Genomic DNA, 26,285 nt, shown 5'->3' with positions numbered 1-26,285 from the left:
GGGCTTCAAGTTCTGCCTGGGCCACCCGTGGGAATTCATGGGCATCGCCAAGGCCATGCTGGCCACCGGCATCACCCCGGACTTCATCGTCGTCGACGGCAAGGAAGGCGGCACCGGCGCGGCGCCGCGCGAGTTCAGCGACAACATGGGCGTGCCCATGCGCGAAGGGCTGATGTTCGTGCACAACACCTTGGTAGGCCTGAACCTGCGCTCGAGCATCCGTATCGGTGCGGCGGGCAAGATCGTCAGCGCCTTCGATATCGCCAGCGTGCTTGCCATCGGCGCCGACTGGGTCAACTCGGCGCGCGGTTTCATGTTCGCCATCGGTTGCATCCAGTCACAGAGCTGCCATACCAACAAGTGCCCGACCGGTGTTGCCACCCAGGACCCGTTGCGCCAGCGTGCGCTGGTGGTGCCGGACAAGGCCCAGCGGGTCGCCAGCTTCCACCGCAACACCCTCCATGCCCTGGCCGAGATGCTGGCGGCCGCCGGCCTGGAGCACCCGTCGGAGCTCAAGCCCAAGCACCTGGCACGGCGCATCAGCACCAGCGAGATCAGCCTGTTTTCGGATTTGCATCAGTTCCTCAAGCCCGGCGAATTACTCAGCGGCTCGATCGAAAGCGAGTTCTATGCGCGGATGTGGCGGATGGCGCGCAGCGACAGCTTTGCACCGGAGACGGGGGAAGTGGTTGTAACGAAAACGGCTCGCACAAAAGAAGCAGAGCCTGCTTGAAGGGCAGAATTGCCGGGCATCTGCACCGGCCTCATCGCCGGCAAGCCGGCTCCCACAGGTACCCCGCTGCTCTCAAGCTCAGCTCAAAACCCAGTGGAAGCCGGCTTGCCGGCGAACGGGCTGCAGGGCAGCCCTCTGCCAGATCAGTATCAGAAGATGCTGATCGGGTACTCGACGAATACGCGGACTTCGTTGCCGTCGTCGAAGTAGCCGTTCTGGCGAACGCTTTCCGATGTGCGCAGCCAGGAACCACGCAGCTTGACCGACAGGTCCTTGGCCGGCCCGTCCTGAACTACATAGCGAAGCTGGTTGAAGATTTCACGCTCCTTACCTTCGCCGTAGCCGTGAGTGTTGATGTTGTCACCACGCACGTAAGCGATCTTGTAGGTCAGGCCCGGAACGCCGTAGGCGCCAAAGTCCAGACCATAGGCAACCTGCCAGGAACGCTCGTCTTCGGCGTTGAAGTCAGACCAGTAGGAGTTGGCCAGGTAGATGGTCGAACCGCCATCACCCACGCCACCTCGGTCCTGGTACCAGCCATAGTTGTAGCCAGTGCTGCCGGTGCTGCGCTGGTGCGCCAAGGTCACCGAGTGCGGGCCGAACGCATAGGTAGCCGCAAGGCTCCAGATGGTGTTGTCATCGCCAGTCAGGTCGGCTTTCTGCACGTACTTGCTGTTGATATCCGACTTGTAGCCGTTGAAGTCCAAGGTCAGGGATTGGTCTGCCGCGATCGGGAAGACGTAGTTCAGGCCCAGGTAGTGCTTCTTCATCACGTCTTCGATGTTGGACGTGTAGGCGGAGGCCGTGAAGTTGTCGGTGAATTTGTAGCTGCCACCGAACACATCAATCGACTTCAGGTGGCCGCTGTCACGACCCTCGGCACTCTTGCGCGCCTCTTGGGTGAAATGACCGGCATTCAGTTCCAGGCCCTCGATCTCCTTGGAGGTGATGAAGGTACCGGTGTAGCTCTCAGGCAGCAGACGGCTGTCGTCGTACTGCAGCACCGGCAGAGCAGGCATCATGTCACCGTACTTGAGTACAGTGTTGGATACGCGGAACTTGATCGCGGCGCCAGCACGCGCCAGATTGTGCGGCGAGTTCTTCGGCGCGGTGTCACTGGCCTTGAAGAAGTCGACGCCGGCAGCGCCGTTACGGCCTTTGCCACCGTCCAGGCGCACGGCATACAGGCCGAAAGCGTCAACGCCGACGCCCACGGTGCCCTGGGTGAAGCCGGAGGAGAAGTTGCCGATGAAAGCCTGGCCCCACTCGCTCTGGTCCTTGGTGCCGTGTTTCTTGTCGCGATCCATGTAAGCGTTACGCAGAAGAACGTTTGCGTGGCTGTCTTCGATAAAGCCCTTGCTCTCGGCCTGCTCATTGGCCTGGGCCTGGGTCGCGGCGATCATCGCCAAAGCGACCAGGCTGATCCTGGTTTTCAACATCTTGTTTTCCTTATTTCGTAATCAAAAACGCTCTGCAATATGACGCCAGGAACCAACGCCCCTTCGTAGGTTCGACGCTATGCGGATCCGAACTGAAAGGCCCGCCGGAGGTCGTGTGGCGGGCCTTGTGCAGCAGCATGGCCAGGTCATGGCCAGCAGGCGTTGGCCGAATCCTAGCCGCGTGCGATTACAAATGTCAAAAACTCGTGAAATGCAGGTCGATATAACCAAAATAATGCCGTGACACAGGGCATTTCCATTCGCTTTACCAAGAACGACGGATAATTTTTCTGAAAGTAGCTAAGTCTTAGCACCTTGTAGGGTGTTTCAGCGAATACGAGGCCGCGCCAATGACTAGTTACAAAGCGATACACATGTAAAGACGAGCCTTTACAAATAGGTGAGCAAAGGCAAATAGCAAGCATTACCATTCGCACCACCTTATCAACTGCCTTAGGTCCGGATGCCTTCATGCTTGCCCCCTGCCGCCTTTCACCCCTGACGCTTGGCCTTTCGTTGCTGTTCAGCGCCAGCCTGGCCAGCGCCACAACCACCACCCTGCCCGAGTTGACGGTGACCGCAGACAGCGACCGCGAAGAAGACAACCCTCGCATCAAGGAAGTGAGCACCGCCACCCGCACTTCCACCCCCGTGCGCTACGTTCCCCAAGCCATCGACACCGTGAAGACCGCCAATGTTTTGGACTATGGCAGCGACTCGCTGGGCAAGGCCCTTGAAGGCATACCCAACGTCAGCAGTGGCGCCGATACGCGCTTTGACAGCGTGCGCATCCGTGGCTTCGAGGCAAGCAACGATTTCTACCTGGACGGCATTCGCGACGACAGCCAGTACACGCGCGACCTGCACAACATTGAGCGTGTCGAAGTGCTCAAGGGGCCGGCAGCAGTGCTGTATGGCCGTGGCAGCCAGGGTGGCATCGTCAACCGGGTGAGCAAGGCGCCGGAACGTGGCCGCCGCTCCTCCATCCAAGCCCAGGGCGGTAGCGAAGACCTGCGCAGCCTGTATGCCGACCTTAGCGCCGACCCCAGCGACAACATCAGCCTGCGCCTGAACATGGGCAACCAGGACAACAACAGCTTCCGTGACGGCATCGATGGCAACCGCCAACTGTTCGCGCCGTCGATGAGCTGGCAGCTCAGCCCCGACCTCGACTGGCTGGTGCAGTACGAGTACAGCCGTTACAACCGTACCCCCGACCGCGGCATCCCCGGCGTGAATGGGCGCCCGGCGGATGTCAGCCGCAGCACCACCTACGGCGATACCCAGCGCGACTACATCGATGATCGTGCGCAGTCTTTGCGTTCACGGCTCAACTACCAGCTCAACGACACCTGGCAACTGCGCCATACCCTGGGCCTGTTCAAGCTCGACAGCGAGTTCGACAACACCTACCTCACCGGCTACAACGCCAGCAACAATGCGGTGACCCGCCAACGCTGGCAACAAGACCTGAACACCCGCAACCTGTTCAACAACCTTGAAGCCGAAGGCGATTTCGCCACCTGGGGCGTGGAGCACAAACTGCTGCTGGGCCTGGAGTTCGGCAACCAGCGGCGCGACCCAACCCTGTACACGGCTGCCGCCGCATCGGCCGGCGGCCGTCCGGTACCGGGCCTGGACCTGAACAACCCCAACCGCGCCCTGCAGCACACCGGGCCGATGGTGCTGTCGAGCAACAACCATACCGTGGTCGACAGCCGTGGCCTGTACCTGCAGGACCAGATTCGCCTCAACGATCAATGGCAGGTCCTGGCGGGGGTGCGCTTTGACCAGTTCGAGGTAAAGACCACCAACAAGATACGCAACCTGTCAGAACAACAGGACAGCAACACCACCAGCCCGCGCCTGGGCGTGGTCTATACGCCGTGGCGCGACCACTCGTTCTACGCGTCGTGGAGCAAGACCTTCTCGCCCGTCGGCGGAGGCCTGATCGGTATCACGCCGGGCGCAGCCGGCAATACCAACGACACCAGCCCGGAGCTGACGCGGCAGAAGGAGCTTGGGGTAAAAAGCGACTGGCTCGACGAGCGCCTGACCACCACCCTCGCTGTTTACGAACTGGAGTTGTACAACCGCCGCACACGTGACCCGAACAACCCGGAAATCACCTTGCTGAGCGGGCTGCAACGCTCGCGTGGCATCGAACTGACTGCGACAGGCAACGTCGTCGGCAACTGGTACGTTCGCGGTGGCATCGGCTTGCAGGACGCGACCATCGTCAAAGACAACAACAACCTGGAAGGCAACCGCATCAACGACGTGGCCAAACGCAATGCCAGCCTGTTCGTAACCTGGAAACCGGAGCTGGGCTGGTACGCCGAAACAGGGCTGACGCTGGTGGGTGAGCGTTATGCCGACAACCAGAACACCACGGTAATGCCAGGATATGGGCGCTGGGATGCGCTGGTGGGGTTGCGCACCCGTGACTGGGACGTACGTGCGGCGCTGAGCAACATCACTGACAAGACTTACTACAGTTCGGCGACCAGTGCGGCGCAGATTCAGATCGGCGACCCACGCAGCCTGGTGGTCACCGGGACTTACAGCTTCTGAGGCCTCAAGGCCTGCAAATGAAAACGCCACCGCAAGCACGGTGGCGTTTCTCGGTGCGGGCTCCTGCCCTGTTCAGTGCCACACGCCCAGCAGTGCTTCCAGCTCCGCATCGCTGATCAGGCCTTGTGGATAACGGCCATCCAGCAAACGTCGTGGGTCGGTCGTCCTGACCCGATTGCTTCCATGGTGTTTCAACCAATGTGCCAAGGTTTTCAGCGCTTGGTGATTTACTGCCGATGGGCGCAAAGCCGTCTCACTTGCTGTGTTCATGTCTACACGTACTCCTTACCCCGTGAGCGGCTAATCTACGTCTTGATTGTTACAGAACGGAGTGACCGTACTGCTGAGTTAACTCCCTGAAAACAATACAAAACATATGCCATTTCGACATGCCGGACGTCGCGGCCAAAAAAAAACCCGTCAGGCGACGGGCTTTTTCTGCAGCGTTGCTTCAGCGCTTGACCGGCGCCGGTTGCTGCTGAGTCAGGCAGTGGATATTGCCACCGCCCAGCAGCAGCTCACGCCCGGGGATCATCACCACTTCGTGGTCCGGGAAGACCTTGGCCAGAATGGCTCTGGCCTGGGCATCTGCCGGGTCATTGAAGCTTGGCGCGATGATGCCGCCGTTGACGATCAGGAAGTTCACGTAGGACCCGGCCAGGCGTACCGACGGGTCTCGCTCCTGGCTACCGACCACCTGATCGACGCCGGCGCACTCTTCTTCAGTGGCGAACAGCGGGCCAGGAATGGGCATCTTGTGCACCACAAACTCGCGGCCTTTGGCATCACGGCTGTTTTTCAGCACGTCATAGGCAGCATGGCAGCGCGCATAGTTGGGGTCGTTGGAATCATCGGTCCAGGCCAGTAACACTTCGCCTGGGCTGACGTAACAGCAGAAGTTGTCGACGTGGCCGTCGGTTTCGTCGTTGTACAGGCCATCGGGCAGCCAGACGATGGTCTCCACCGCCAGGTGCTCACGCAGGATCTCTTCGATCTGCTCACGGTTCAGGTGCGGGTTGCGGTTGCGGTTGAGCAGGCACTCTTCGGTAGTGATCAGGGTGCCCTCACCGTCCACATGGATCGAGCCGCCCTCAAGCACGAAGCCTTCGGTCTGGTAGCGCTGGCAACGCTCCATCTCCAGCACCTTGGCTGCCAGCTCCTCGTCGCGGTTCCACGGCGCGTACAGGCCGCCGTCGAAGCCGCCCCAGGCGTTGAAGCCCCAATCCACACCGCGCACCTCGCCCGAATCGTTGATGACGAAGGTCGGGCCGGTATCACGCACCCAGGCGTCGTCGTTGCTGATTTCCACCACACGGATGTTGGGCAGGTCGAGCTGACGACGGGCGTTTTCGTACTGGCCGGCAGAAACAGCAACGGTAACCGGCTCGAAGCGGGCGATGGCTTTGGCCAGGGTGACGTGGGCAGCCTGGGCAGGCTTGCCTCCCAGGCGCCAGTTGTCCGAACGCTCGGGCCAGACCATCCACACCTGGCTTTGCGGCGCCCATTCGGCGGGCATGTGGAAACCGTCGGCGCGGGGGGTGGAGTTGAGGGTTTTCATGGGTAACCTCTGCAAAGGCCCTAGGCCGATGGTCAATTTGGATGCCGATTTTATAACCGATATATATCGGTATTAAAAGAATGAAAACGCTGAACGGCTGATAAAAATGCCGCTCAGGCCGATAACAATCGACATGAGCGGCATCGCTGATGCTTACAACCCTTCGGACAGGATGCGGTCCACACTGTTCACAAAGTAGTCCACGCTGGCGCGCGTGGTGCACATCGGCGGCTTGATCTTGAGGATGTTCAGGTAGTCGCCGGTCGGCTGCATGAAGATCCCCAGGTCACGCAGGCGGTCGCACAGCACCATGGTTTCCTCAGTGGCCGGCTCCAGCGTCTGGCGGTCACGCACCAGCTCCAGCCCCAGATAGAAACCCGAACCATGCGTGGCACCGGCAAGCGGATGTTTATCGACCAACGCTTGCAGGCGCGCTTTGAAATACCGCCCGGTTTCGCGGGTGTTCTGCCACAACCCCTCCTCGTCCATCACGTCCAGCACCGCCATGCCGATACGGCAACTCACCGGGCTGCCGCCAGCCGAGGAGAAGAAGTAGCCCTGCGCCTCCAGCGCCTCGGCAATCTCGCGCCGGGTAATCACCGCCCCCAGTGGCTGGCCGTTGCCCATACCCTTGGCCATGGTGATGATGTCGGGCACCACACCCTGCTCCTCGAAGCCCCAGAAGTACTCACCCAGGCGGCCATAGCCCACCTGCACTTCATCGGCGATGCACACACCGCCGCGGGCACGGACCTTGGCATACGCCTCTTTCAGGTAACCCGCAGGCAGCGAGATACCACCGGCGTTGCCGTAAACCGGCTCGCAGATCATGCCGGCCAGCTGACGGCCACGGGCATCGAGGTCGGCAAGCTTGGCATCGACGTCACGCAGGTAGTCGCCGGCACTGTCTGCGCCACGGTAGCGGCCACGGAAGGTATTCGGCGCCTCGACGGGGTGCACCCAGTCGGGCCGGGTTTCCAGGGCTTGCGGGTTGTCGGCAATAGAGGTGGAAATGGCATCGGTCGCCACCGACCAGCCATGGTAGGCCTCCAGCACGCTGAGCAGGTCGCGCCCGCCGCTGTAGGCCCAGGCCAGGCGAATGGCCAGGTCGTTGGCCTCGGTACCACTGTTGACCAGAAACACTCGGTCAAAGCCCGCCGGCGCCAACTTGAGCAGGCGCTCGGAAAACTCGGCAATGGCCGCGTAATGGAAGCGCGAGTTGGTATTGAGCAACGACCATTGCCGTGCCGACTCGGCCACCATGCGAGGGTGACCATGGCCGAGTACCGCGACGTTGTTGAGCATGTCGAGGTAGGAGCGGCCTTGCATGTCGATCAGGTAGTTGCGCCAGCCGCGCTCGATGTGTGGTGGCTGTGCATAGTAGTGCTTCTGCGAGCGGGCAAAGCTGGCGTCGCGGCGGGCCAGCAATGCCTGGGGGTCGGCCAGCGGCTCGGCATCGCAGTCGAAACCCAGCAAAGCTGCAGGCGAGGGGCACAGCGCCAGCCAGGCGGCAGCCTGGGAAGGTGCAGCGAACAGTGGCGGCTGGATGCTGGCGTCCAGGCACAGCTGCACACTGAGAAAACCACAGCTGCTGCCCAGCGCCTGTCCCTTGGCCACGGCCTGCCCGTCTGCGGGGGTATCTTCCAGGCCACTGAGCCACAAGGCCCACTGTGCCGTGCGCAAGCAGCCACGGCCATCGCCGTGGCGCTGCCAGGTCCCGGCTTGCGGGGCCTGTACCGCACTGCCGTTGGGCACATGCAATTCGACGCCCAGGGCGCAGGTGGCCGGCTCGTCAGGGCGGTCGATATGGGTTCGCGACAGGCGATACTGGCCATGCAGGCTGCAAGCAGGCGCGGGCTGCGCCGTCAGCTGACGCTGATCGAAGCCGGGCTGCTCCCAGTTTCCGGCCTCGCAGAGGGGGCTGAGCACACCCAGGTCGACGCGCGTTACCGCCTCACGGGCGAGGTCCGGCAGCAACAGGGCGCAATCGGCGAGGTCCGGTCGGCTCGCTTCGATGTCGGCGGCCTGCAGAATGGCCGCTTCCATCAGGGCAAAAGGCACGGCGGTAGCGGTATCGAAGATCTCCCACTCATGGGCGATGTTGTCACGGATGTACTGGTTGCCCGGGTCCACGGCCAGTTGTTGCTCACTGCTGAGCACCAGCACCGCAGCGCGGTTGAGCACAAGCGGCCACAGGGCGCGCAACTCGGTTTCGCTCAGCGGGTTGAGGGCCTGGTAAGCGCGCACGGCCGGCAGGATGCGCAGCGGGTCGCCTTCGGCATGGTGCAGCAAGGCCGCGCAGGTCACCGACAAGTCGGCAATGCGCCAGGTACGCACCAGGTCACCGAAATCGATGATGCCCTGCAGTTGCCACTGGCGCTGCTCATCGCGGGCCCAGACGGCATTGTCATCGGTGATGTCCAGATGCACGGCCTGGCTCGGCAGATCGTCGACCAACGGTGCCAGGTGCGCGGAGGCCAGGCGGGTGGCCTGCTCCAGGCGGGTGCGCTGCCCGGCATCCTGCAGCACTGGCAACAAATGCTCGATCAGCACCTGGGCGTGCTGCGGGTCCCATTGCAGGGTGCGCACCAGGCCTGGGTGGTCGAAATCGGCCAAGGCTTTGTCGACCCGGGCGCACAGCGCGCCCAGTTCGGCCATCAGGCGAGGCTGCATGTGCTTGAGGCGGGTCAGCGGCTGCCCTTCTATATAATCGAGCAGGCGGGCGCGCAGCGGTTGGCCATCGATGTCCAGTGCCAACAACGACTGGCCGTCGCGTGCCGGGCGTACGGCAGGTACCGGCAACCCTTGCCCGCGCAGGTAAGCCAGCGCCGCATGCTGCGCCTCCAGTTCCATCTGGGCATAATTGCCGTGGCAAACCTTGAGCACAAACCGCTCCTGCCCCGTATCCAGACGCAAGTTCAGGTCTTGCTGGCTGCCCAGCGTAGTCAGGCTGCCGGCCAGGTCGTAATGCGCCTGAAGCAAGGCATGCGCCTGGGCTTCGCTGAGCGAAGGGCTTGGCAGGCTGGAACGCTGGATCAGGGTGCTGAGGGGCATGAAGATGGAACCTCTTTTACTTTTCGCTTATCTCGCCACTGCCAAGGCCGATACACAAGTGGCAATGATGAAATGATGATCGTGCGTCCACGCTCGGTCATGATGGCAATCCGGGCTGCAAAGCGCCAAGGCGGCTACATTGAACGAGGCCGGTACGGTCCACCCCTGAGTACACTGGTCAGAAAATTGCCATGAACATAATCGCAACAGACATACCCGACGTACTGATCATCGAGCCCAAGCTCTTCGGTGACAGCCGCGGCTTTTTCTTCGAAAGCTTCAATGCCCGCGAGTTTGCGCGGCTGACAGGCTTTGACGCCCATTTCGTCCAGGACAACCACTCCCGCTCACAGCGCGGCGTGCTCCGCGGGCTGCACTACCAGATCGATAACCCCCAGGGGAAACTGGTGCGGGTTGTGCAGGGCGAAGTGCTGGATGTGGCCGTGGACATTCGCCGCAGCTCACCGACATTCGGCCGCTGGGTAGCCACCCGCCTGTGCGCCGAAGACCACCGCCAGTTCTGGATCCCGCCAGGGTTCGCCCATGGTTTCCTGGTGTTGAGCGAATCGGCTGACTTCCTGTACAAGACCACCGACTACTACAACCCCGCCGCCGAGCGCTGCATCCGCTGGGATGATCCACAGCTGGCCATCGACTGGGGCGTGGAAGCGCCGCAACTGTCGGCCAAGGACCAGGCCGGCGCGCTGCTGGCTGACGCGGACCTGTTCCCATGAGGGTGCTCGTGTGTGGCCACAATGGCCAGGTCGCCCAAGCGCTGAAAACACAGCTGGCCGGCCTGGGCGAGATACACCTGCTGGGCCGCGACCAACTGGACCTGGCACAGCCCGAGGCCTTGCGTGAACCGCTGCGCCAGCTTGCCCCCGGGCTGATCATCAATGCTGCCGCCTACACCGCAGTGGACCAGGCCGAAACCGAGCCGGACACCGCCTTTGCGATCAATGCCCAAGCCCCTGGCGTGCTTGCCGAAGAAGCGCTGCGCCTTGGCGCACCGCTGATTCACTACTCCACCGACTACGTGTTCGACGGGGAAAAGGCCACGCCATACAACGAGCAGGACGTACCCAACCCGCTAGGTGTCTACGGGCGCAGCAAGCTTGCCGGTGAGCAGGCCATCGCTGCCGTGGGCGGCGCACACCTGATTCTGCGTACCAGCTGGGTGTACTCGCTGCACGGGCGCAACTTCCTGCTGACCATGCAACGCCTGCTGCAGGAAAAACCGCAACTGCGAGTGGTCGACGACCAGATCGGCGCGCCAACCTGGGCCACGACCATCGCCCTCAGCACCCGCGTGCTGATCGAGCGCTGGCAGGCTGGCCGGGCCGGTGCCTGGGGCACCTATCACCTGGCCGCCCAAGGCCAGACCTCGTGGTTCGGCTTTGCCCAGGCCATCGGCGAGCAGCTCAAGGCCCGTGGCCTGCCCTGCGCCGAGCTGCTGCCGATCCCCTCCAGCGAATACCCCACGCCCGCGCGCCGGCCGGCCAACTCGCGCCTGGACTGCTCACGCCTGGCCCGCGAGTGGGGCGTAACGCTACCGCACTGGCAGCAGGCGCTGATCGACTGCCTCAAGTAGCGCATAATTGCGCCAGACCCTTCTGGCGCATTTACGCGATGATTGCAAAACCCACGCACCCACGCCGTCCCCGCTGGCGCAGCCTGGCCCTGTTGGCCCTGTGCCTGGCCCCTTTGCTGTGGCCGCTGCATCACCTTGCCGAACGCTATTATCAGGACGAACTGGCGTCGCAGAATCGCCAGACCCTGGACCTGTATGTCGCCAACCTGCTCGGCACCCTGCACCGCTACGAAACCCTGCCGCAGATTCTTGGCGAATTGCCGGCGCTGCGCGGCGTACTGGCCGACCCGTTCAAGCTCGAAGCGGTGACCAACGCCAACCGCCTGCTCAAAGACATCGCCCACCAGACCGGTGCCGAGGTGATGTACCTGATGGACGTCAGCGGCAATACCCTGGCCGCTTCCAACTGGGACAAGCGCGACAGCTTCGTGGGCCGCAATTTCGCCTTCCGCCCGTACTTCAACGAGGCCATGGCCGGGCAACTTGGGCGCTTCTTCGGCCAAGGCACCACGTCGGCCAAGCGCGGCTACTTTTTTGCCGCTGCCGTGCATGACCGTGAACGCATCGTCGGGGTATTGGTGGTCAAGGTCGACCTGGACCACACCGAGACCCTCTGGGGCAATACGCCCGAGCAATTGCTGCTGACCGACCACAACGGTGTGGTGATCCTCACCTCGCGGCCCGACTGGCGCTTTCGCGCCACGCGCGAGCTGACCGAGGCCGAGCGCCAGGCGATCATCGCCATCCAGCCCTACCCGACCCAGGCGCCACAGCCGCTGGTACTCAACCAGAACGCTTGGCTGGCCCAGACGCGTGACATCAAGGAGACCGGCTGGCAGGTCAGCATCCTCGCACCTCGCATGCTGGTCGACCGTTCGGTACAAACCGTCATGGCCATCGGTGGCGGCGCACTGCTGGTGCTGATGCTGCTGGCCGGCCTGGTGATGCAACGCCGCCGGCACTATATCGACCGTATCGACTTCGAAGCCCGGGGCCGCCAGGAGCTGGAAAATCGTGTGGCCCAGCGCACCGCCGACCTCGAAGGCCTCAACAACCGCCTGAAAAGCGCGGTACTGGAGCGCGAGAATGCCCAGCAGGAGCTGGTGCGCGCCCAGGACGAGCTGGTGCAGGCGGGCAAGCTGTCGGTGCTCGGCACCATGTCGGCGAGCATCAGCCACGAACTCAACCAGCCCTTGGCAGCCATCCGCAGTTACGCGGAAAACGCCGAGATCCTGCTCGATCACCAGCGCACTGAAGATGCCCGCGGCAACCTCAAGCTGATCGGCGAACTGACCGGGCGCATGGCCTCGATCATCGCTCACCTGCGGGCCTTCGCCCGGCGGGACCGCCATGCGCCGGAAAGCGTGGCCCTGCAGCCGGCGCTGGACGACGCCCTGGCGCTGCTGGCCAAACGCCGCCGAGCGATGGCCGTTGAGCTGATCCGTGACCTGCCCGATGCCACCCTGTGGGTACAGGCCGGGGAGACACGCCTGCGCCAGGTGCTCGGCAACCTGCTGGCCAACGCCCTCGATGCCCTGACTGAAAAAGCCAACCCGCGCCGCCTGTGGCTGAGTGCCGAAAAGCGCGATGACTACGTCTACCTGTTCATCCGCGACAATGGCCCGGGCTTCAGCCGGCAGGCCCTCGAGCACGCCAAGGAGCCGTTCTTCACCACCAAGACCCGCACCCAGGGCCTGGGCTTGGGCCTGGCCATCTGCGAAAGCCTGATGCGTGCCCTGGGCGGTGAACTGCTGCTGGCCAACCACCCGGAAGGCGGCGCCCTGCTCACCCTGCAAATGCGTGTGGCAGCGCCCGGCGCCAACCTGCAACCATCGGAGGACCCCTCGGCATGACCCCCGAGATACAGATCGACAGCCAGGCCCAGGTGCTGCTGGTCGACGACGACCCACACCTGCGCCAGGCCTTGAGCCAAACCCTCGACCTGGCGGGGCTGAAGGTGGTTGCCCTGGCCGACGCCCAAGGCCTGGCCGAGCGCCTGGAGCCCGACTGGCCCGGCGTGGTGGTCAGCGATATCCGCATGCCCGGCATCGATGGCCTGCAACTGCTCGAACAATTGCACGGGCGTGACAACGAACTGCCAGTGCTGCTGATCACCGGCCACGGCGATGTGCCCCTGGCGGTGCAGGCCATGCGTGCCGGCGCCTACGACTTCCTTGAAAAACCTTTTGCCAGTGAAGCCCTGCTCGACAGCGTGCGCCGCGCCCTGGCCCTGCGCCGGCTGGTGCTCGACAACCGCAGCCTGCGCCTGGCCTTGAGCGACCGCCAGCAACTGGCCACCCGCCTGGTCGGCCATTCGCCCGCCATGCAGCGCCTACGCGAACAGATCGGCGCCTTGGCCGGCACCCGCGCCGACGTGCTCATCCTCGGCGAAACCGGCGCTGGCAAGGAGGTGGTGGCCCGCGCCCTGCACGACCTGTCCAGCCGCCGCGATGGGCCATTCGTGGCCATCAATGCCGGCGCCCTGGCCGAGTCGGTGGTCGAAAGCGAGCTGTTCGGCCATGAGCCCGGCGCGTTCACCGGCGCGCAGAAGCGCCGCATCGGCAAGTTCGAGTTCGCCAATGGCGGCACGCTGTTCCTCGACGAAATCGAAAGCATGAGCCTGGACGTGCAGGTGAAGTTGTTGCGCCTGCTGCAGGAACGGGTAGTCGAGCGCCTGGGCGGCAACCAGCTGATCCCGCTGGACATCCGCATCATTGCCGCAACCAAGGAAGACCTGCGCCAATCTGCCGACCAGGGCCGTTTCCGTGCCGACCTTTACTACCGCCTGAACGTGGCACCGCTGCGCATCCCGCCGCTGCGCGAGCGAGGGGATGACATCCTGGTGCTGTTCCAGCATTTCGCCGATACCGCCAGCCAACGCCACGGCTTGCCACCGCAAACCCTGCAGCCGGCGCACCGGGCCATGCTGTTGCGCCATGCCTGGCCAGGCAATGTGCGCGAACTGCAAAACGCCGCCGAGCGTTTCGCCCTTGGCCTGGAGCTGGCGCTCGATAACCAGGCGCCCGCTGCCGCAGCACCCACAGCCCCGCTTCAGCTGGGCAACCTCAGCGAACAGGTCGAGCAGTTCGAGCGTTCGTTGATTGCCGCCGAACTGGGCCAGCCGCACAGCTCCATGCGCAGCCTGGCCGAGGCACTCGGTATCCCGCGCAAAACCTTGCATGACAAGCTGCGCAAGCACGGCCTCAGTTTTGACGGTGGCCACAGCGGGCCTGACGACCACGAGGACAACCGCCCATGAACAGCGACAGCCAGTACTTGCAGGATGTCCTGCACAGCGACATTCCCCTGACCCGTGAAATGGGCCTGCAGGTCATCGATTGGCAAGGGCAGAGCCTGCGCCTGCAGCTGCCGCTGGCCGCCAACGTCAACCACAAAAGCACCATGTTCGGCGGCAGCCTGTACTGCGCCGCCGTGCTGGTGGGCTGGGGCTGGTTGCACCTGCGCCTGCGCGAGCTGGGCATCGACGACGGGCATATCGTCATTCAGGAAGGGCAGATCAGCTACCCGCTGCCGGTCACCGGCACGGCAGTGGCGCGCTGCGCCGCACCGGACGAAAAAACCTGGGAGCGCTTCGTTGCGATGTATCAGCGCCGTGGCCGTGCGCGGCTGACGCTGGACACCACGGTTTGCAATGCTGGCAGCGACGAGCCCGCCGTGAGGTTCAGCGGGCAGTATGTGTTACATCGCTGAGGCGAGCTGGATCAGCGCCTGACGCCAGCTGGCAGCCGCGGGAAGGGCCAGGAAGAAGGGATTGAGCAGGGATTCGCGTGGCGGGTAGCGGAACGGCTGGCCATCCACGCCGATCACTTCGCCGCCTGCCCCTTCCAGCACACCTTGCGCCGCAGCGGTGTCCCACTGCGAGGTCGGCGCCAGGCGCGGGTAGCAGTCGGCGCTGCCTTCGGCCAGCAGGCAGAACTTGAGCGAGCTGCCGATATTGGCCAGCTCCAGCTCACCGACAGCAGCGCCAAGGCCAGACAACAACGCTTCCTGCTGTGGGCTGGAATGGCGACGGCTGGCCACCACGGTGAAACGACCATCGGCAGGTGGCGCGTTACGGACCTGGACCGGCTGGGGCTCGCCGCCCGCCTCTGCCCGCCAGGCACCCAGGCCTTGGCCACCGAAATAACAGCGGCCGCTGGTGGGCATCGAAACCACGCCAAACACCACTTCGCCGTTTTCGATCAGCGCGATATTGACGGTGAACTCTTCGCTGCCCGCGATGAACTCCTTGGTACCGTCCAAAGGGTCGACCAGCCACCAGCGCTGCCAGCCCTGGCGCTCGGCCAACGGAATATTGCAGTCTTCCTCAGACAGCACAGGGATCTGCGGCGCCAGCGCCTGCAGGCCGTCGGCGATAACCCGGTGTGCGGCCAGGTCGGCGGCGGTCACCGGCGAATCATCCGCCTTGTTGGTCACCGCCACGTCGGCGCGCCAGAACGGCAGGATCGCCTGCCCTGCAAGGGCGGCCAGTTTCACCACTTCATGCATCAGTTGCTGGTCGTTCATACGTCGAGCAGCCCCCGTTGAATCAGCAGGTCACGCGCCAGGTACAACGCCGCCAGCGCCCGCCCCTCGCTGAACTGGGGGTGCATGGCCAGCGCCGAGAGTTCGCGAAGGTTGACCTTGTCGACCCGCATCGGCTCCGGCTCGTCGCCCTCCAGCCGCTCTTCGTAAAGGTCGGTGGCCAGCACCACCTGGATCTTCTGGCTCATGTAGCCGGGGGACAGCGACAGCTCGGTCAAGTGTTCCAGCTGGCGCGCGCCAAAGCCGGCTTCTTCCTTGAGCTCCCGGTCAGCCGCTGCCAACACATCCTCGCCCGGTTCGATCAGGCCTTTGGGCAGGGACAGTTCGTATTCATCTGTGCCGCCGCAATACTCCTCCACCAACACCGCGTGTTCGGCATCGAGCATGGCCACGATCATGACGGCGCCGTATCCATTGCCGCGCCCGACCAGGCGCTCGTAGGTGCGCTCGTTGCCGTTGCTGAAACGCAACTGCACGGCCTCCACGCGGAACAAGCGGCTGCTGGCGACGATCTCGCGGCTGAGAACGGTGGGTTTCTGGCGCATGGGGCGGCTCCTTGGCGTGAACGGGTTACTATACCGTGGCTTGCCGACTGAACGAGAGTTTCCCATGCCTGTTCTTCCCTGGTCTGCCATCGATACTGTCCTGCTGGACATGGACGGCACGCTGCTCGATTTGCACTACGACAACCGCTTCTGGCTGGAGCACCTGCCCCAGCGCTACGCCCAGGTGCACGGCGTAAGCCGGGCGATGGCCGAAATGGAGCTGCAGCCGCTGTTCGAACGCAATGCCGGCACGCTCAACTGGTACTGCCTGGACTTCTGGAGCCGCGAGCTGAACTTGCCGATCCGCGAACTCAAGCGCGAGATCGCCGACCTGATCGCCCTGCGCCCAGACGCCGATACCTTCCTGGCAGCGATCCGCCAGGCCGGCAAGCGCGTGGTCATGATCACCAATGCGCACCGCGATTCGCTGTCGTTGAAGCTGGAGCGGGTGGAACTGGCGCCGTATTTCGAGCGGCTGATCAGTTCGCATGATTACGGCTACCCGAAAGAAAGCCCGCAGTTCTGGGATGCGTTGCAGGCCGATATCGGGTTCGAGCCTGGGCGCAGCCTGTTCATCGACGACACCTTGGCCATTCTGCGCAGTGCCCAGCGGTTTGGCGTGGGGCATTTGCTGGCCGTGCGCCAGCCCGATAGCCAGGCGGCGCCGCGCGATACCCAGGAGTTTGCGGCAGTCGAGGATTACCGGGAGTTGCTGGTAGGTCTTTAAGGCCAGATCGCCGGCAAGCCGGCCACAGGTACTCCACACCTATTCAGAGCTGTGCTTGTCCTGTGGCCGGCTTGCCGGCGATTGGCCGGAGCAGACGATAGAGATCTGTCAGTCCGGAATCCGCAGCACCTGCCCCGGATAGATCTTGTCCGGGTGCTTGAGCATCGGCTTGTTGGCTTCGAAGATCTTGTTGTACTGGCCGGCGTTGCCATACACGACCACGGCAATGGCTGACAGCGTGTCACCCTTTTTCACGGTTACGAACCGCGCAGCCTGAACGACCGGCCCAGTTACAGTGATCTGATCATCAACGCTGGCCACACCACTTATGTTGCCGGCCGCGAGGATGATTTTCTCCTTCTCCTCCTGGCTGGCCACCTCGCCCTTGAGGGTGATCTTGTCACCCTCTACCGTAGCGGTGATGTTCGGGTTGCCCAGGCCGACGCTCTCCACGTGTTTCTTCAACTGCTCCTCGGCATTGGCATTGCCTGGGGTCAGCAGGTCGATCAACTTCTCGCCGGCTTCCTTCACGAAACTGAAAAGGCTCATTGCGTTCTCCATGTTGACGATAACCTCGGAAACACGAGTCTAGGCCAGGATTTCCTCCCCCGCCCCACTGCGACCAATCGACGCGGTCTATCAAGGCATAGACCCTAGCGATTAGACGTGACCGGCCCGCAGGCCTAGGCTGGTGCTATCAAAAAGCCGCCGGTAGTCAGCGCCGATGAACAACCAGCCCCGATGAACAGCAAGCCTCCGGTCTGCGCGGCCTCGACGCCTCTGGCCTTGCCTGCCGCCAGCAACACCTACGATTACGTCCAGCTCGACGACGCTGCGCGCGCCAGCACGCCGCTGGCCGAAGAAGTCGCCCTGGCCATCGTCTACAACGGCCTCAACCAGGCCGTGATGCTGGTCAGCCCCACCGACCTTGAAGACTTTGCGGTCGGCTTCAGCGTTGGCAGCGGCATTGTCGATGGCACCGCAGACATCTACGACCTGAAGCTTTCCGGCAGCGGCTCGGCGTTGTACGCCGACCTGGAGATTTCCAGCCGCGCATTCTGGAACCTGAAAAACCAGCGCCGCCAACTGGCCGGCACCAGCGGTTGCGGCCTGTGTGGCGTCGAAGCCCTGGAGCAGGCGCTGCCGGAGCTGGCCGAGCTGCCTGGCGCGCCATTGCCACCGGCGCAGTGGCTGGTGGGCCTGCGTGAGCGCATCGATGCCTTCCAGCCGCTGGGCCAGCACTGTGGCGCCGTGCATGCGGCATTGTTCATGAACGCCCAGGGCGAACTGCTGCTCGGCCGCGAAGACATTGGCCGCCACAACGCCCTGGACAAGCTGATCGGCGCCCTGCTGCGCCAGGGCGTCGCCACCGAAGGTGGCCTGGCGATCGTCACCAGCCGCTGCAGCCTGGAACTGATCCAGAAAGTCCTGCGGGCCGGCATCCAGACGCTGGTCAGCCTCTCGGCCCCTACCGGCCTTGCCCTGCAATGGGCGCGCAAGCACAACCTCAACCTCATTCATCTGCCCAAACACAGTGCACCGCGGGTCTATAGCCCAGCGGCGGAGTCGTAATAGCCGTGACCTCGTACCAGCCTCTTCCAGACAACGCCCCAGCCTCCCCACCACGCTACAAGCCCTACCACGGCCCCGCCGGTGGCTGGGGCGCCTTGCGCAGCGTGGCCAAGGCCTGGGTCGGCAGCGACAATGCGCTGAAGAACCTTCGCGCCCTGCTCAAGACCAACCAGAATGGCGGCTTCGACTGCCCCGGTTGCGCCTGGGGCGACTCGCCCGAAAGCGGCATGGTCAAGTTTTGCGAGAACGGCGCCAAGGCGGTCAACTGGGAAGCCACCAAGCGCCGAGTCGATGCGGCCTTCTTCGCCCGCTACAGCGTCAGCGCGCTGCTTGAGCAGAGCGACTACTGGCTGGAATACCAAGGCCGCCTGACCGAACCGATGGTCTACGACCCGGCCAGCGACCGCTATCAGCCGATCGCCTGGGATGCAGCCTTTGCCCTGATCGCCCGTGAGCTGAACAACCTGGCAAGCCCCGATCAGGCCGAGTTCTATACCTCCGGGCGGGCCAGCAACGAAGCGGCGTTCCTGTACCAGCTGTTCGTGCGTGCATACGGCACCAACAACTTCCCCGACTGCTCGAACATGTGCCACGAGGCCAGCGGCGTAGCCTTGGGGCAAAGCATCGGTGTGGGCAAGGGCACTGTCACCTTCGATGATTTCGAACACGCCGATGCGATCTTCGTCTGGGGCCAGAACCCCGGCACCAACCACCCGCGCATGCTCGACCCGCTGCGCGATGCCGTGAAGCGTGGCGCCCAGGTGGTGTGCATCAACCCCCTCAAGGAGCGTGGCCTGGAGCGCTTCCAGCACCCGCAGAACCCGCTGGAAATGCTGACCAACAGCGACCGGCCGACCAACACGGCGTTCTTCCGCCCGGCCCTGGGCGGCGACATGGCGCTGCTGCGTGGCATGGCCAAGTTCCTGCTGCAGTGGGAGCGTGAGGCGCAGGCCAAAGGCGAGCCGGCGGTATTCGATCACGTATTCATCGCCGAGCATGGTCACGGTGTCGATCAGTACCTGGCGGCAGTGGACGCCACTTCGTGGGCGCACATTCAGGAGCAGTCGGGCCTTGAGCTCGCAGACATCGAGCTGGCTGCACGCATGTACTGCCGCGGCAAACGGGTGATCATGTGCTGGGCGATGGGCATTACCCAACACCGCCACTCGGTGCCCACCATCCAGGAAATCGTCAACCTGCAGATGCTGCGCGGCAACATCGGTGTGCCTGGCGCAGGGCTGTGCCCGGTACGCGGCCACAGCAACGTGCAGGGCGACCGCACCATGGGTATCAACGAACGCCCGCCGGTGGCGCTGCTCGATGCCATCGAAAAACGCTTCAATTTCCCGGTACCGCGGCACAATGGCCACAACACCGTCGAAGCGATCCACGCCATGCTCGACGGCCGCGCCAAGGTGTTCATCGGGCTGGGTGGCAACTTCGCCCAGGCCACCCCGGATACCGAGCGTACCGCCCAGGCCCTGCGCAACTGCGCGCTGACCGTGCACATCAGCACCAAGCTCAACCGCAGCCACCTGGTCCACGGCAAACAGGCGCTGATCCTGCCGTGCCTGGGCCGCACCGATATCGACCTGCAGGCCGACGGGCCGCAGGCGGTCACCGTTGAAGACTCTTTCAGCATGGTCCATGCCTCCAACGGCCAGCTCAAGCCGCTATCGACCCAGATGCGCTCGGAGCCGGCAGTGGTTGCCGGCATCGCCGCTGCCACACTTGGCAAAAACCCGGTCGACTGGCACTGGCTTGTGGCCGACTACAACCGTATCCGGGACTTGATCGGCGACACCATTGCAGGCTTTGCCGACTTCAACCAGCGCCTGAGCCACCCAGGGGGCTTCTACCTGGGCAACAGTGCAGCCAGCCGCCAGTGGAAGACCACCAACGGCCGCGCCAACTTCAAGGCCAACCTGCTGCCGGACACCCTGCTCGACGAGCGGGTACGCGCCAGCGGCCAGGTACCGGACCTGATCATGCAGTCCATGCGCTCGCACGATCAGTACAACACCACCATCTATGGCCTGGACGACCGCTACCGTGGCGTGCGCGGCCAGCGTGACGTGCTGTTCGTCAACGAGGCCGACATCATCCGCCTGGGCTTCCAGCCGGGGCAGAAGGTCGACATCGTCTCGTTGTGGGGCGATTCGCATGTGCGCCGTGTTCAGGGCTTCACCCTGCTGGCTTTCGATATCCCGGCTGGGCAGGCGGCGGCGTACTACCCGGAAGTGAATCCGCTGATCCCGTTGGAAAGCATCGGTGAGGGCAGCCATACACCGACCTCCAAGTTCGTCGCCATCAAGTTGGAGCGGGCGCGCGACGACGGGCGAATCGTGTAAGCGAACCGTACGGGTAAAAACGAAAAAAGCCCTGTTCCACAGGGGTTCAGGGCTTTGTCACAATTACCTCAGACACACGAAAATCGATAAAGTTTCATCGATAAAACAGTAACTTAGAGAATTGTGTACAACTCGTGCTACTCGTCGGATTTTCGTTGCCAGCCGCCTCAAGGAACTGCAAATTCGCCCTCGTCATCCTTATGAGGCTCTCTTGATGAAGAAGTACTCCTCGATTCTGTTGTTGTCTTTCAGCTTGCTCAGCGGCGTTGCCATGGCCGGTGGCAATACCGAGGCCGGCATTGGCGGCGCATTGGGTGGGGTACTCGGCTCCGTAGTGGGCAACTCCATCGGTGGTAGCACTGGCGGCGCCATTGGTGCCGGCCTGGGCGGTGCGGCCGGCGGTGCCCTGGGTGCCGACAAGCGCCAGCGTGGTGAGGCCGCTATCGGCGGCGCACTGGGCGCTGCAGGCGGTAACGTGGTCGGTCGCTCGGTGGGTGGTACTACCGGCAGCTACATTGGTGCAGCCGCAGGCGGCGGCGCCGGTGGCGCGCTCGGTAACTACCTGGGCAACAAGGCCGATGATGACGACCGTCACGACGATCGCCGCTACCGTCGCGGCTACGACGACCGCCGTCATTACGACCGTGGCCGCCACTACGGCCACCGCAAGCACAAGCGCCACTGGCGCGACTGATACCTGAGACCATCCTCAGGCAGCAAGAGCCCCGCCCTCACCCGCGGGGCTTTTTCATGCCTGCGGACCGAGCTGCAGGCCAGACAAAATGACTTGCAGCGCCTCCGGCAGCGGTACCGGCCGGCCGCTGGCGCGCTCGATGAACACCTGCACCACGGTCCCTGCCGCACAAGCATCGGCCTCTCCCGGGCGATACAGCGCCAGCCGGTACTCCACTGTGCTGCCTGCAAGGCGAGTGACGCCCAAACCCACCTCTAGCACGTCCGGAAAGCCCGGCAGCGCGAAAAAGTCTGCCGCCGAACTGACCACGAACGCCGCCAGCTCACCTTCACGCAGGTCGAATTCAGCTTGCTCGACCAGAAAGGCCTGGATGGCGGTTTCGAAGAAACCATGCACCGTGGCACCGGCAATGTGGCCGTTATGGTCGTTGTCCTGGGGGCGGGTGAGGATGGGGTGGAAGTGGGAGAACGCGCTGCGCTGAGGGGATTCGGTCATCTGTCTGTCTCACAAGGTCGCAGTGAATGCTATCAGTGAAACAGAAATTCTGGACGCGTTGGGTATTTCACCGCGAAGAGAAAAACGATTTAGGGCCGCTTTGCGGCCCATCGCCGGCTAGCCAGCTCCTACAAGTACAGCGCAGACATCAAGAACTGCGCGGTCCATGTGGGAGCTGGCTTGCCGGCGATGGGCTGCGTAGCAGCCCTAATAACGCTAACTGACTGCAACCGGCGACAGCTTACAGCTGTGGGCCAGCAGCCTTGATGGCGTCGGACACTTCGAACTTCTTGAAGTTTTCAGTGAACAGCTTGGCCAGGCCTTTTGCAGCTTCGTCGTAGGCAGCTTTGTCAGCCCAGGTGTTGCGCGGGTTGAGCAGCTCGGTCTCGACGCCCGGAACGGCCTTCGGCACGTCCAGGTTGATGATGTCCAGGTGCTCGGTCTCGGTACCGACCAGAGCGCCGCTCTGGATGGCAGCAATCACGCCACGGGTGGTCGGGATGCTGAAACGCTTGCCGACGCCATAGCCACCACCGGTCCAGCCAGTGTTGACCAGGTAGACCTTGGAGCCGAAGGCGTTGATACGCTTGATCAGCAGCTCGGCGTATTCGCCAGCCGGGCGCGGGAAGAACGGTGCGCCGAAGCAGGTGGAGAAGGTCGACTTGATGCCGCCGCCCGAACCCATTTCGGTGGAACCGACCAGCGCGGTGTAGCCGGACAGGAAGTGGTAGGCCGCCTGCTCGTTGTTCAGGATCGAAACCGGAGGCAGAACACCGGTCAGGTCGCAGGTCAGGAAGATGACTGCGTTAGGCTCGCCACCCAGGTTGGCTTCGGCGCGCTTGGCGACGTGCTCCAGCGGGTAGGCGGCGCGGCTGTTCTGGGTCAGGCTGACATCGGCATAGTCGGCGTGCTTGTTGCCGTCCAGGACGACGTTTTCCAGCACGGCGCCATGCTTGATGGCTTTCCAGATGACCGGCTCGTTCTTCTCGGACAGGTCGATGCACTTGGCGTAGCAGCCGCCTTCCATGTTGAAGACAACGCCTTCGCCCCAACCGTGCTCGTCGTCACCGATCAGGTAACGGCTTTCGTCCGCCGACAGGGTGGTCTTGCCGGTGCCGGACAGGCCGAAGAACAGGGTGACGTCGCCTTCTTCACCGATGTTGGCAGCACAGTGCATTGGCAGCACGTCGGCAGCCGGCAGCAGGAAGTTCTGCACCGAGAACATGGCTTTCTTCATTTCGCCGGCATAACGCATGCCCGCGATCAGCACTTTCTTGGCGGCGAAGTTGATGATGACGCAACCGTCGGAGTTGGTGCCGTCACGCTCAGGCACGCACTCGAAGTTGGCAACGTTGAGGACCTGCCACTGGTCGCGGCCAGCCGGGTTGAACTGCTCAGGGTTGATGAACAGGCAACGGCCGAACAGGTTCTGCCAGGCGGTCTGGGTGGTCATCTTCACCGGCAGGTAGTGCTCGGCGGCAGCCCCTACGTGAACGTAGGAAACGAAGTGATCCTGGGCGTTGTTGAACGCCTCGACGCGGTCCCACAGGGCATCGAACTTGTCGGCCGGGAACTTGCGATTGATCGGGCCCCAGGCGATAGCGTCCTGGGTGGAAGGTTCTTCGACGATGAAACGGTCAGCCGGCGAACGGCCAGTACGGTGCCCGGTCTCGACGACCAATGCGCCGGTATCGGCTAGCACGCCTTCACCGCGTTGCAGCGCTTCTTTTACCAGCTCATCGACGCTCAGGTCGGTGTACACGGTGTTGTTGGCTTGCGTCATGAGATACCCCATCCGGCCCGAGGCCGAGTGCTCCAAACGTTTTGTAGTTGTCTGTAAAAAACTACTACAGCGAAAAAAGTGGCCGGATTATGCCAGAAACGCCCAAAAAAAGTAGGCCCCTCCTGTCGTAACTGCCCTTTTGCGCAATTCGACAGGAGATTTCCCTGAAATTAAACGTTTCAGTGGCGAGTTTCTGACGCCGTGTCAGTGCCACCACCGGCAAACAGTTGTGCCACATCGCTGGCATCGAAGAAATAACGCTCGTTGCAGAACTGGCAATCGATCTCGACCTTGCCCCCGCACTCCTCGACCAGCTGCTTGGCATCATGCTCGCCAAGACTGACCAGCGCATTGCCGGAACGTTCGCGCGAGCAGCTGCATTTGAAGCGCAGCGGCTGGATATCGAACAGGCGTACGGCGTCTTCATGATAGAGGCGGTGCAGCAAGGTTTCGTTGGCTTCGGCCCACTCCTGCGGCTTGAGGGTGTTGGCCAGGGCAATCACGTGCTGCCAGCTGTCCTCGCGCTCTTCTTCATCACGCTGGCGATCCACCGGCAACTGCTGCAGCAACAGGCCGCGAGCCTTGCCGCCTTCGGCGTTGAGCCAGAAGCGCGTGTTGAGCTGCTGCGACTGCACGAAGTAGTTGGTGAAGCATTCGGACAGGTTTTTGCCGTCGAGCTCGACGGTACCCTGGTAGCGCTGGCCTTTGACCGGGTCGATGGTCAGGGTCAGATGGCCGTCGGGCATCAGCTGCGCCAGCGTCGCGTCGGCTGCTATCTGGTCCGCTTCGTAACGCGCCATGCCGCGGATGTCGCGCTCGCCCGAGCACTCCACCATCAGCAGGGGGATGGGGCCAGCAGAACGCGCCTGCAGGATCAGCAGGCCGTCGAACTTCAGCGCGCCCACCAACAGCGAGGTAGCGGCCATCAGTTCACCGAGCAGAGTGGCAACGGGCTGTGGGTATGCATGACGAGCCAACACCGCGGCGTAGCTGTCATCGAGTGCCACCCACTCGCCGCGAATATCGCGGTCGTCGAAGATGAAACGTTGGGTGAAATCGGTATCCGGCAAATCGCTCATAGGTTTTGGCTATCTAGAAATGATGACAAAATGGTTACACGGAATGTCGAACACTTGCGAGATCCCGTGACAGAGCGCTCACAAGGCGCTCCGATTCCTGATTGCAATAGAGGTATTTTATGGACAATCGACCACTGTTAAAAGCAAGGTGGTCTTGGGGCCCCTTGGCAGCCTGCACTTTGCTGCCCATCGCTCTACTGTGTTTCTGGTTGTGGCCGTTTGGCCAGATCCTGTGCCTGACTTTCGACGAATGGCTGTTCCACAGCCTCAATGCACCGTTGGCCGACAACACCACCTGGCGCTATATCTGGACCGTCGGCAGCCTGCGCCCCTTCGACATCGTCGTTGGCCTGGTCCTTCTGGCCGTGCTGATTCGCGGTGACTGGGTATTCAAAGCCAGCCAGGTGCGTGAAGCCTTCTTCGGCTTTTTGGTTACGCTGATCCTCTTAGTGGTGATTCGCGCGCTGTTTTCCAAGTGGGTAGATGCAATGGGCTGGCAGCATGACAGCCCATCAATGCTATTCACCAACGCTGTGCACCTGAGCGACTACTACCCGAACCTTGAAAAGGCATGGGAGCTGAAGGACCGTTCCAGCAACAGCTTCCCGGGCGACCACGCCTCGGTATTGCTGATCTGGGCCTTGTTCATGAGCCTGTTCAGCCGGCGCCTGGTCCAGCACCTCGTGATCTGGGGCCTGGCGTTGCTGTTCATGCTGCCGCGCCTGGTTGCAGGCGCGCACTGGGGGCAGGATGACTACATCGGTGGCTTGCTGATGGCGGTGCTGGCGTTGGGCTGGAGCTGCCATACGCCGCTGGCGGCCAAAGGTAGCGCGTTGCTGGTGCGGTGGACGGCGCCTTTGTTTGCCCTCGCTGCCAGGCTACCGCTGGTCGGGCGCCTGGCGGTGGTCCGCTAGACGGCTGGGGCGGCTGCCCAGCCCCATTCAGTCAAAATTGCCGTGCAGCTGGTGAATCTGCCGCCGCTGCTTCTTGTTCGGCCGGCCGTCGGTGGTCACGCCCATCGCCCCGGCCTTGCGCAGCTCGGCTGCCTGCTCGCGGCGGCGCACACTCTCCTCGGTTTCTGCATACAGGGCCTGCGCTTCAGGCGCGCCGCGGCGTACCACCGACAGCGCCTTGACTACCACGGTACGCTCGTCGAAACCGGTACGCAGCACGAACTCGTCACCCACTCGCGGCTCCTTGCCAGGCTTGCAGCGCTCGCCCCGGCAATGCACCTTGCCACTTTCGATGGCGGCCTTGGCCAGCGCCCGGGTCTTGTAGAACCGCGCCGCCCACAACCATTTGTCCAGGCGTACCTTGTCGTCTTCTTCCGCTTTGTGTGCCATCCCGTTGCCTCGAATTCTGTCTTTCATCGAACTGTACTACCGTAACTGACGGATGCAAAAAGTCCCCGCCGTGCTTACAGTTCACCACCTCATTCGCAGGGTGTGCTTCGTGAAGACATTTGACCATCTGACTGTAATCGGCCTGCGCGAGTGGGTCGCCTTGCCCGACCTCGGTGTGGCGGGCCTGCGCGCCAAGATCGAT

At 63.0% G+C, this 26,285-nt stretch carries 23 protein-coding genes and 1 pseudogene; 13 read left to right on the top strand and 11 right to left on the bottom strand.

The window, feature by feature from the left end:
• On the top strand, nt 1-733 hold a 733-nt coding region (locus BLX42_RS08145; RefSeq protein WP_161871533.1), incomplete at its 5' end, for an FMN-binding glutamate synthase family protein.
• Nucleotides 734-882: 149 nt separating this feature from the next.
• Here the strand turns inward: BLX42_RS08145 and BLX42_RS08140 are convergent.
• Nucleotides 883-2,172, bottom strand: a complete 1,290-nt coding sequence (locus BLX42_RS08140) for an OprD family porin (protein WP_125924681.1) — start codon at nt 2,170-2,172, stop codon at nt 883-885.
• Between the two features lie 471 nt (nt 2,173-2,643).
• On the opposite strand from BLX42_RS08140, the gene BLX42_RS08135 reads away from it, so the two are divergent.
• Nucleotides 2,644-4,746 (top strand): TonB-dependent siderophore receptor, encoded by a 2,103-nt coding sequence (locus BLX42_RS08135; protein WP_161871532.1) that lies wholly within the window; start codon nt 2,644-2,646, stop codon nt 4,744-4,746.
• Nucleotides 4,747-4,818: 72 nt separating this feature from the next.
• On the opposite strand, the gene BLX42_RS08130 is transcribed toward BLX42_RS08135, so the two are convergent.
• The 3 genes from BLX42_RS08130 to BLX42_RS08120 all read right to left on the bottom strand — a co-directional run bounded on the left by BLX42_RS08130 (nt 4,819) and on the right by BLX42_RS08120 (nt 9,358).
• On the bottom strand, nt 4,819-5,016 hold the full coding sequence (locus BLX42_RS08130; protein ID WP_012316698.1) for a hypothetical protein: 198 nt from the start codon (nt 5,014-5,016) through the stop codon (nt 4,819-4,821).
• Between the two features lie 181 nt (nt 5,017-5,197).
• A complete protein-coding gene (gene aguA, locus BLX42_RS08125; protein WP_115273114.1) occupies nt 5,198-6,304 on the bottom strand; it encodes an agmatine deiminase in 1,107 nt (368 codons plus the stop codon).
• 153 nt (nt 6,305-6,457) lie between these two features.
• On the bottom strand, nt 6,458-9,358 hold the full coding sequence (locus tag BLX42_RS08120; RefSeq protein ID WP_161871531.1) for an aminotransferase: 2,901 nt from the start codon (nt 9,356-9,358) through the stop codon (nt 6,458-6,460).
• 191 nt (nt 9,359-9,549) lie between these two features.
• Here BLX42_RS08120 and rfbC point away from each other — a divergent pair, with 191 nt between their 5' ends.
• The 5 genes from rfbC to BLX42_RS08095 are packed head-to-tail and all read left to right on the top strand — an operon-like array spanning nt 9,550 to nt 14,660.
• Nucleotides 9,550-10,092 (top strand): dTDP-4-dehydrorhamnose 3,5-epimerase, encoded by a 543-nt coding sequence (rfbC, locus tag BLX42_RS08115; protein WP_115273116.1) that lies wholly within the window; start codon nt 9,550-9,552, stop codon nt 10,090-10,092.
• Complete coding sequence (rfbD, locus tag BLX42_RS08110) at nt 10,089-10,949, top strand: dTDP-4-dehydrorhamnose reductase (RefSeq protein WP_161871530.1); 861 nt, start codon at nt 10,089-10,091, stop codon at nt 10,947-10,949. The genes rfbC and rfbD overlap by 4 nt, the downstream gene beginning before the upstream one ends.
• Nucleotides 10,950-10,987: 38 nt before the next feature.
• The gene (locus BLX42_RS08105) at nt 10,988-12,802 is read left to right on the top strand and encodes an ATP-binding protein (protein WP_115273118.1); all 1,815 of its coding nucleotides are present in this window, start codon (nt 10,988-10,990) and stop codon (nt 12,800-12,802) included.
• Nucleotides 12,799-14,208 (top strand): sigma-54 dependent transcriptional regulator, encoded by a 1,410-nt coding sequence (locus BLX42_RS08100; protein WP_125924685.1) that lies wholly within the window; start codon nt 12,799-12,801, stop codon nt 14,206-14,208. The genes BLX42_RS08105 and BLX42_RS08100 overlap by 4 nt, the downstream gene beginning before the upstream one ends.
• Nucleotides 14,205-14,660, top strand: a complete 456-nt coding sequence (locus BLX42_RS08095) for a YiiD C-terminal domain-containing protein (protein WP_119687931.1) — start codon at nt 14,205-14,207, stop codon at nt 14,658-14,660. The genes BLX42_RS08100 and BLX42_RS08095 overlap by 4 nt, the downstream gene beginning before the upstream one ends.
• Here BLX42_RS08095 and cysQ read toward each other — a convergent pair.
• On the bottom strand, nt 14,649-15,476 hold the full coding sequence (gene cysQ / locus BLX42_RS08090; RefSeq protein WP_119687932.1) for a 3'(2'),5'-bisphosphate nucleotidase CysQ: 828 nt from the start codon (nt 15,474-15,476) through the stop codon (nt 14,649-14,651). The two genes, BLX42_RS08095 and cysQ, sit on opposite strands and share 12 nt — an antisense overlap.
• Nucleotides 15,473-16,039, bottom strand: a complete 567-nt coding sequence (nudE, locus tag BLX42_RS08085) for an ADP compounds hydrolase NudE (RefSeq protein ID WP_046788238.1) — start codon at nt 16,037-16,039, stop codon at nt 15,473-15,475. The genes cysQ and nudE overlap by 4 nt, the downstream gene beginning before the upstream one ends.
• Before the next feature lie 64 nt (nt 16,040-16,103).
• Here nudE and yrfG point away from each other — a divergent pair, with 64 nt between their 5' ends.
• A complete protein-coding gene (yrfG, locus tag BLX42_RS08080; RefSeq protein WP_046788237.1) occupies nt 16,104-16,766 on the top strand; it encodes a GMP/IMP nucleotidase in 663 nt (220 codons plus the stop codon).
• 108 nt (nt 16,767-16,874) lie between these two features.
• Here the strand turns inward: yrfG and lysM are convergent, their stop codons facing one another.
• Complete coding sequence (lysM, locus tag BLX42_RS08075) at nt 16,875-17,315, bottom strand: peptidoglycan-binding protein LysM (RefSeq protein ID WP_046788236.1); 441 nt, start codon at nt 17,313-17,315, stop codon at nt 16,875-16,877.
• 192 nt (nt 17,316-17,507) lie between these two features.
• Here lysM and fdhD point away from each other — a divergent pair, with 192 nt between their 5' ends.
• From fdhD to BLX42_RS08060, 3 genes are all read left to right on the top strand, one after another.
• Nucleotides 17,508-18,338 carry a formate dehydrogenase accessory sulfurtransferase FdhD gene (gene fdhD / locus BLX42_RS08070; protein ID WP_046788235.1) on the top strand — a complete coding sequence of 277 codons (831 nt, stop codon included), beginning with the start codon at nt 17,508-17,510 and terminating at the stop codon, nt 18,336-18,338.
• Nucleotides 18,339-18,343: 5 nt separating this feature from the next.
• Entirely contained in the window at nt 18,344-20,689 is a 2,346-nt protein-coding gene (locus tag BLX42_RS08065; RefSeq protein WP_161871529.1) for an FdhF/YdeP family oxidoreductase, read from the top strand.
• Between the two features lie 214 nt (nt 20,690-20,903).
• Nucleotides 20,904-21,383 carry a glycine zipper domain-containing protein gene (locus tag BLX42_RS08060; RefSeq protein ID WP_012316712.1) on the top strand — a complete coding sequence of 160 codons (480 nt, stop codon included), beginning with the start codon at nt 20,904-20,906 and terminating at the stop codon, nt 21,381-21,383.
• A 54-nt stretch (nt 21,384-21,437) separates the two neighbouring features.
• Here BLX42_RS08060 and BLX42_RS08055 read toward each other — a convergent pair whose 3' ends face one another.
• From BLX42_RS08055 to hslO, 3 genes are all read right to left on the bottom strand, one after another.
• A complete protein-coding gene (locus BLX42_RS08055; RefSeq protein WP_012316713.1) occupies nt 21,438-21,878 on the bottom strand; it encodes a thioesterase family protein in 441 nt (146 codons plus the stop codon).
• A gap of 241 nt (nt 21,879-22,119) precedes the next feature.
• A complete protein-coding gene (locus tag BLX42_RS08050) occupies nt 22,120-23,661 on the bottom strand; it encodes a phosphoenolpyruvate carboxykinase (RefSeq protein WP_012316716.1) in 1,542 nt (513 codons plus the stop codon).
• Between the two features lie 179 nt (nt 23,662-23,840).
• Complete coding sequence (gene hslO, locus BLX42_RS08045; protein ID WP_046788227.1) at nt 23,841-24,740, bottom strand: Hsp33 family molecular chaperone HslO; 900 nt, start codon at nt 24,738-24,740, stop codon at nt 23,841-23,843.
• 119 nt (nt 24,741-24,859) lie between these two features.
• Here hslO and BLX42_RS08040 point away from each other — a divergent pair, with 119 nt between their 5' ends.
• Nucleotides 24,860-25,654 carry a phosphatase PAP2 family protein gene (locus BLX42_RS08040; protein WP_161871528.1) on the top strand — a complete coding sequence of 265 codons (795 nt, stop codon included), beginning with the start codon at nt 24,860-24,862 and terminating at the stop codon, nt 25,652-25,654.
• Between the two features lie 27 nt (nt 25,655-25,681).
• Here the strand turns inward: BLX42_RS08040 and BLX42_RS08035 are convergent, their stop codons facing one another.
• On the bottom strand, nt 25,682-26,083 hold the full coding sequence (locus BLX42_RS08035; RefSeq protein WP_012316719.1) for an RNA-binding S4 domain-containing protein: 402 nt from the start codon (nt 26,081-26,083) through the stop codon (nt 25,682-25,684).
• Between the two features lie 52 nt (nt 26,084-26,135).
• Between BLX42_RS08035 and BLX42_RS26840 the strand changes: the two are divergent.
• Nucleotides 26,136-26,285, top strand: a pseudogene (locus BLX42_RS26840) (ATP-dependent zinc protease); the annotation flags it as partial.

Source organism: Pseudomonas sp. SG-MS2, assembly GCF_009933855.1.
Classification (GTDB): domain Bacteria; phylum Pseudomonadota; class Gammaproteobacteria; order Pseudomonadales; family Pseudomonadaceae; genus Aquipseudomonas; species Aquipseudomonas putida_E.
Note: the sequence above shows the minus strand (reverse complement) of the source record. Positions and strands in the feature narration are given on the sequence as shown.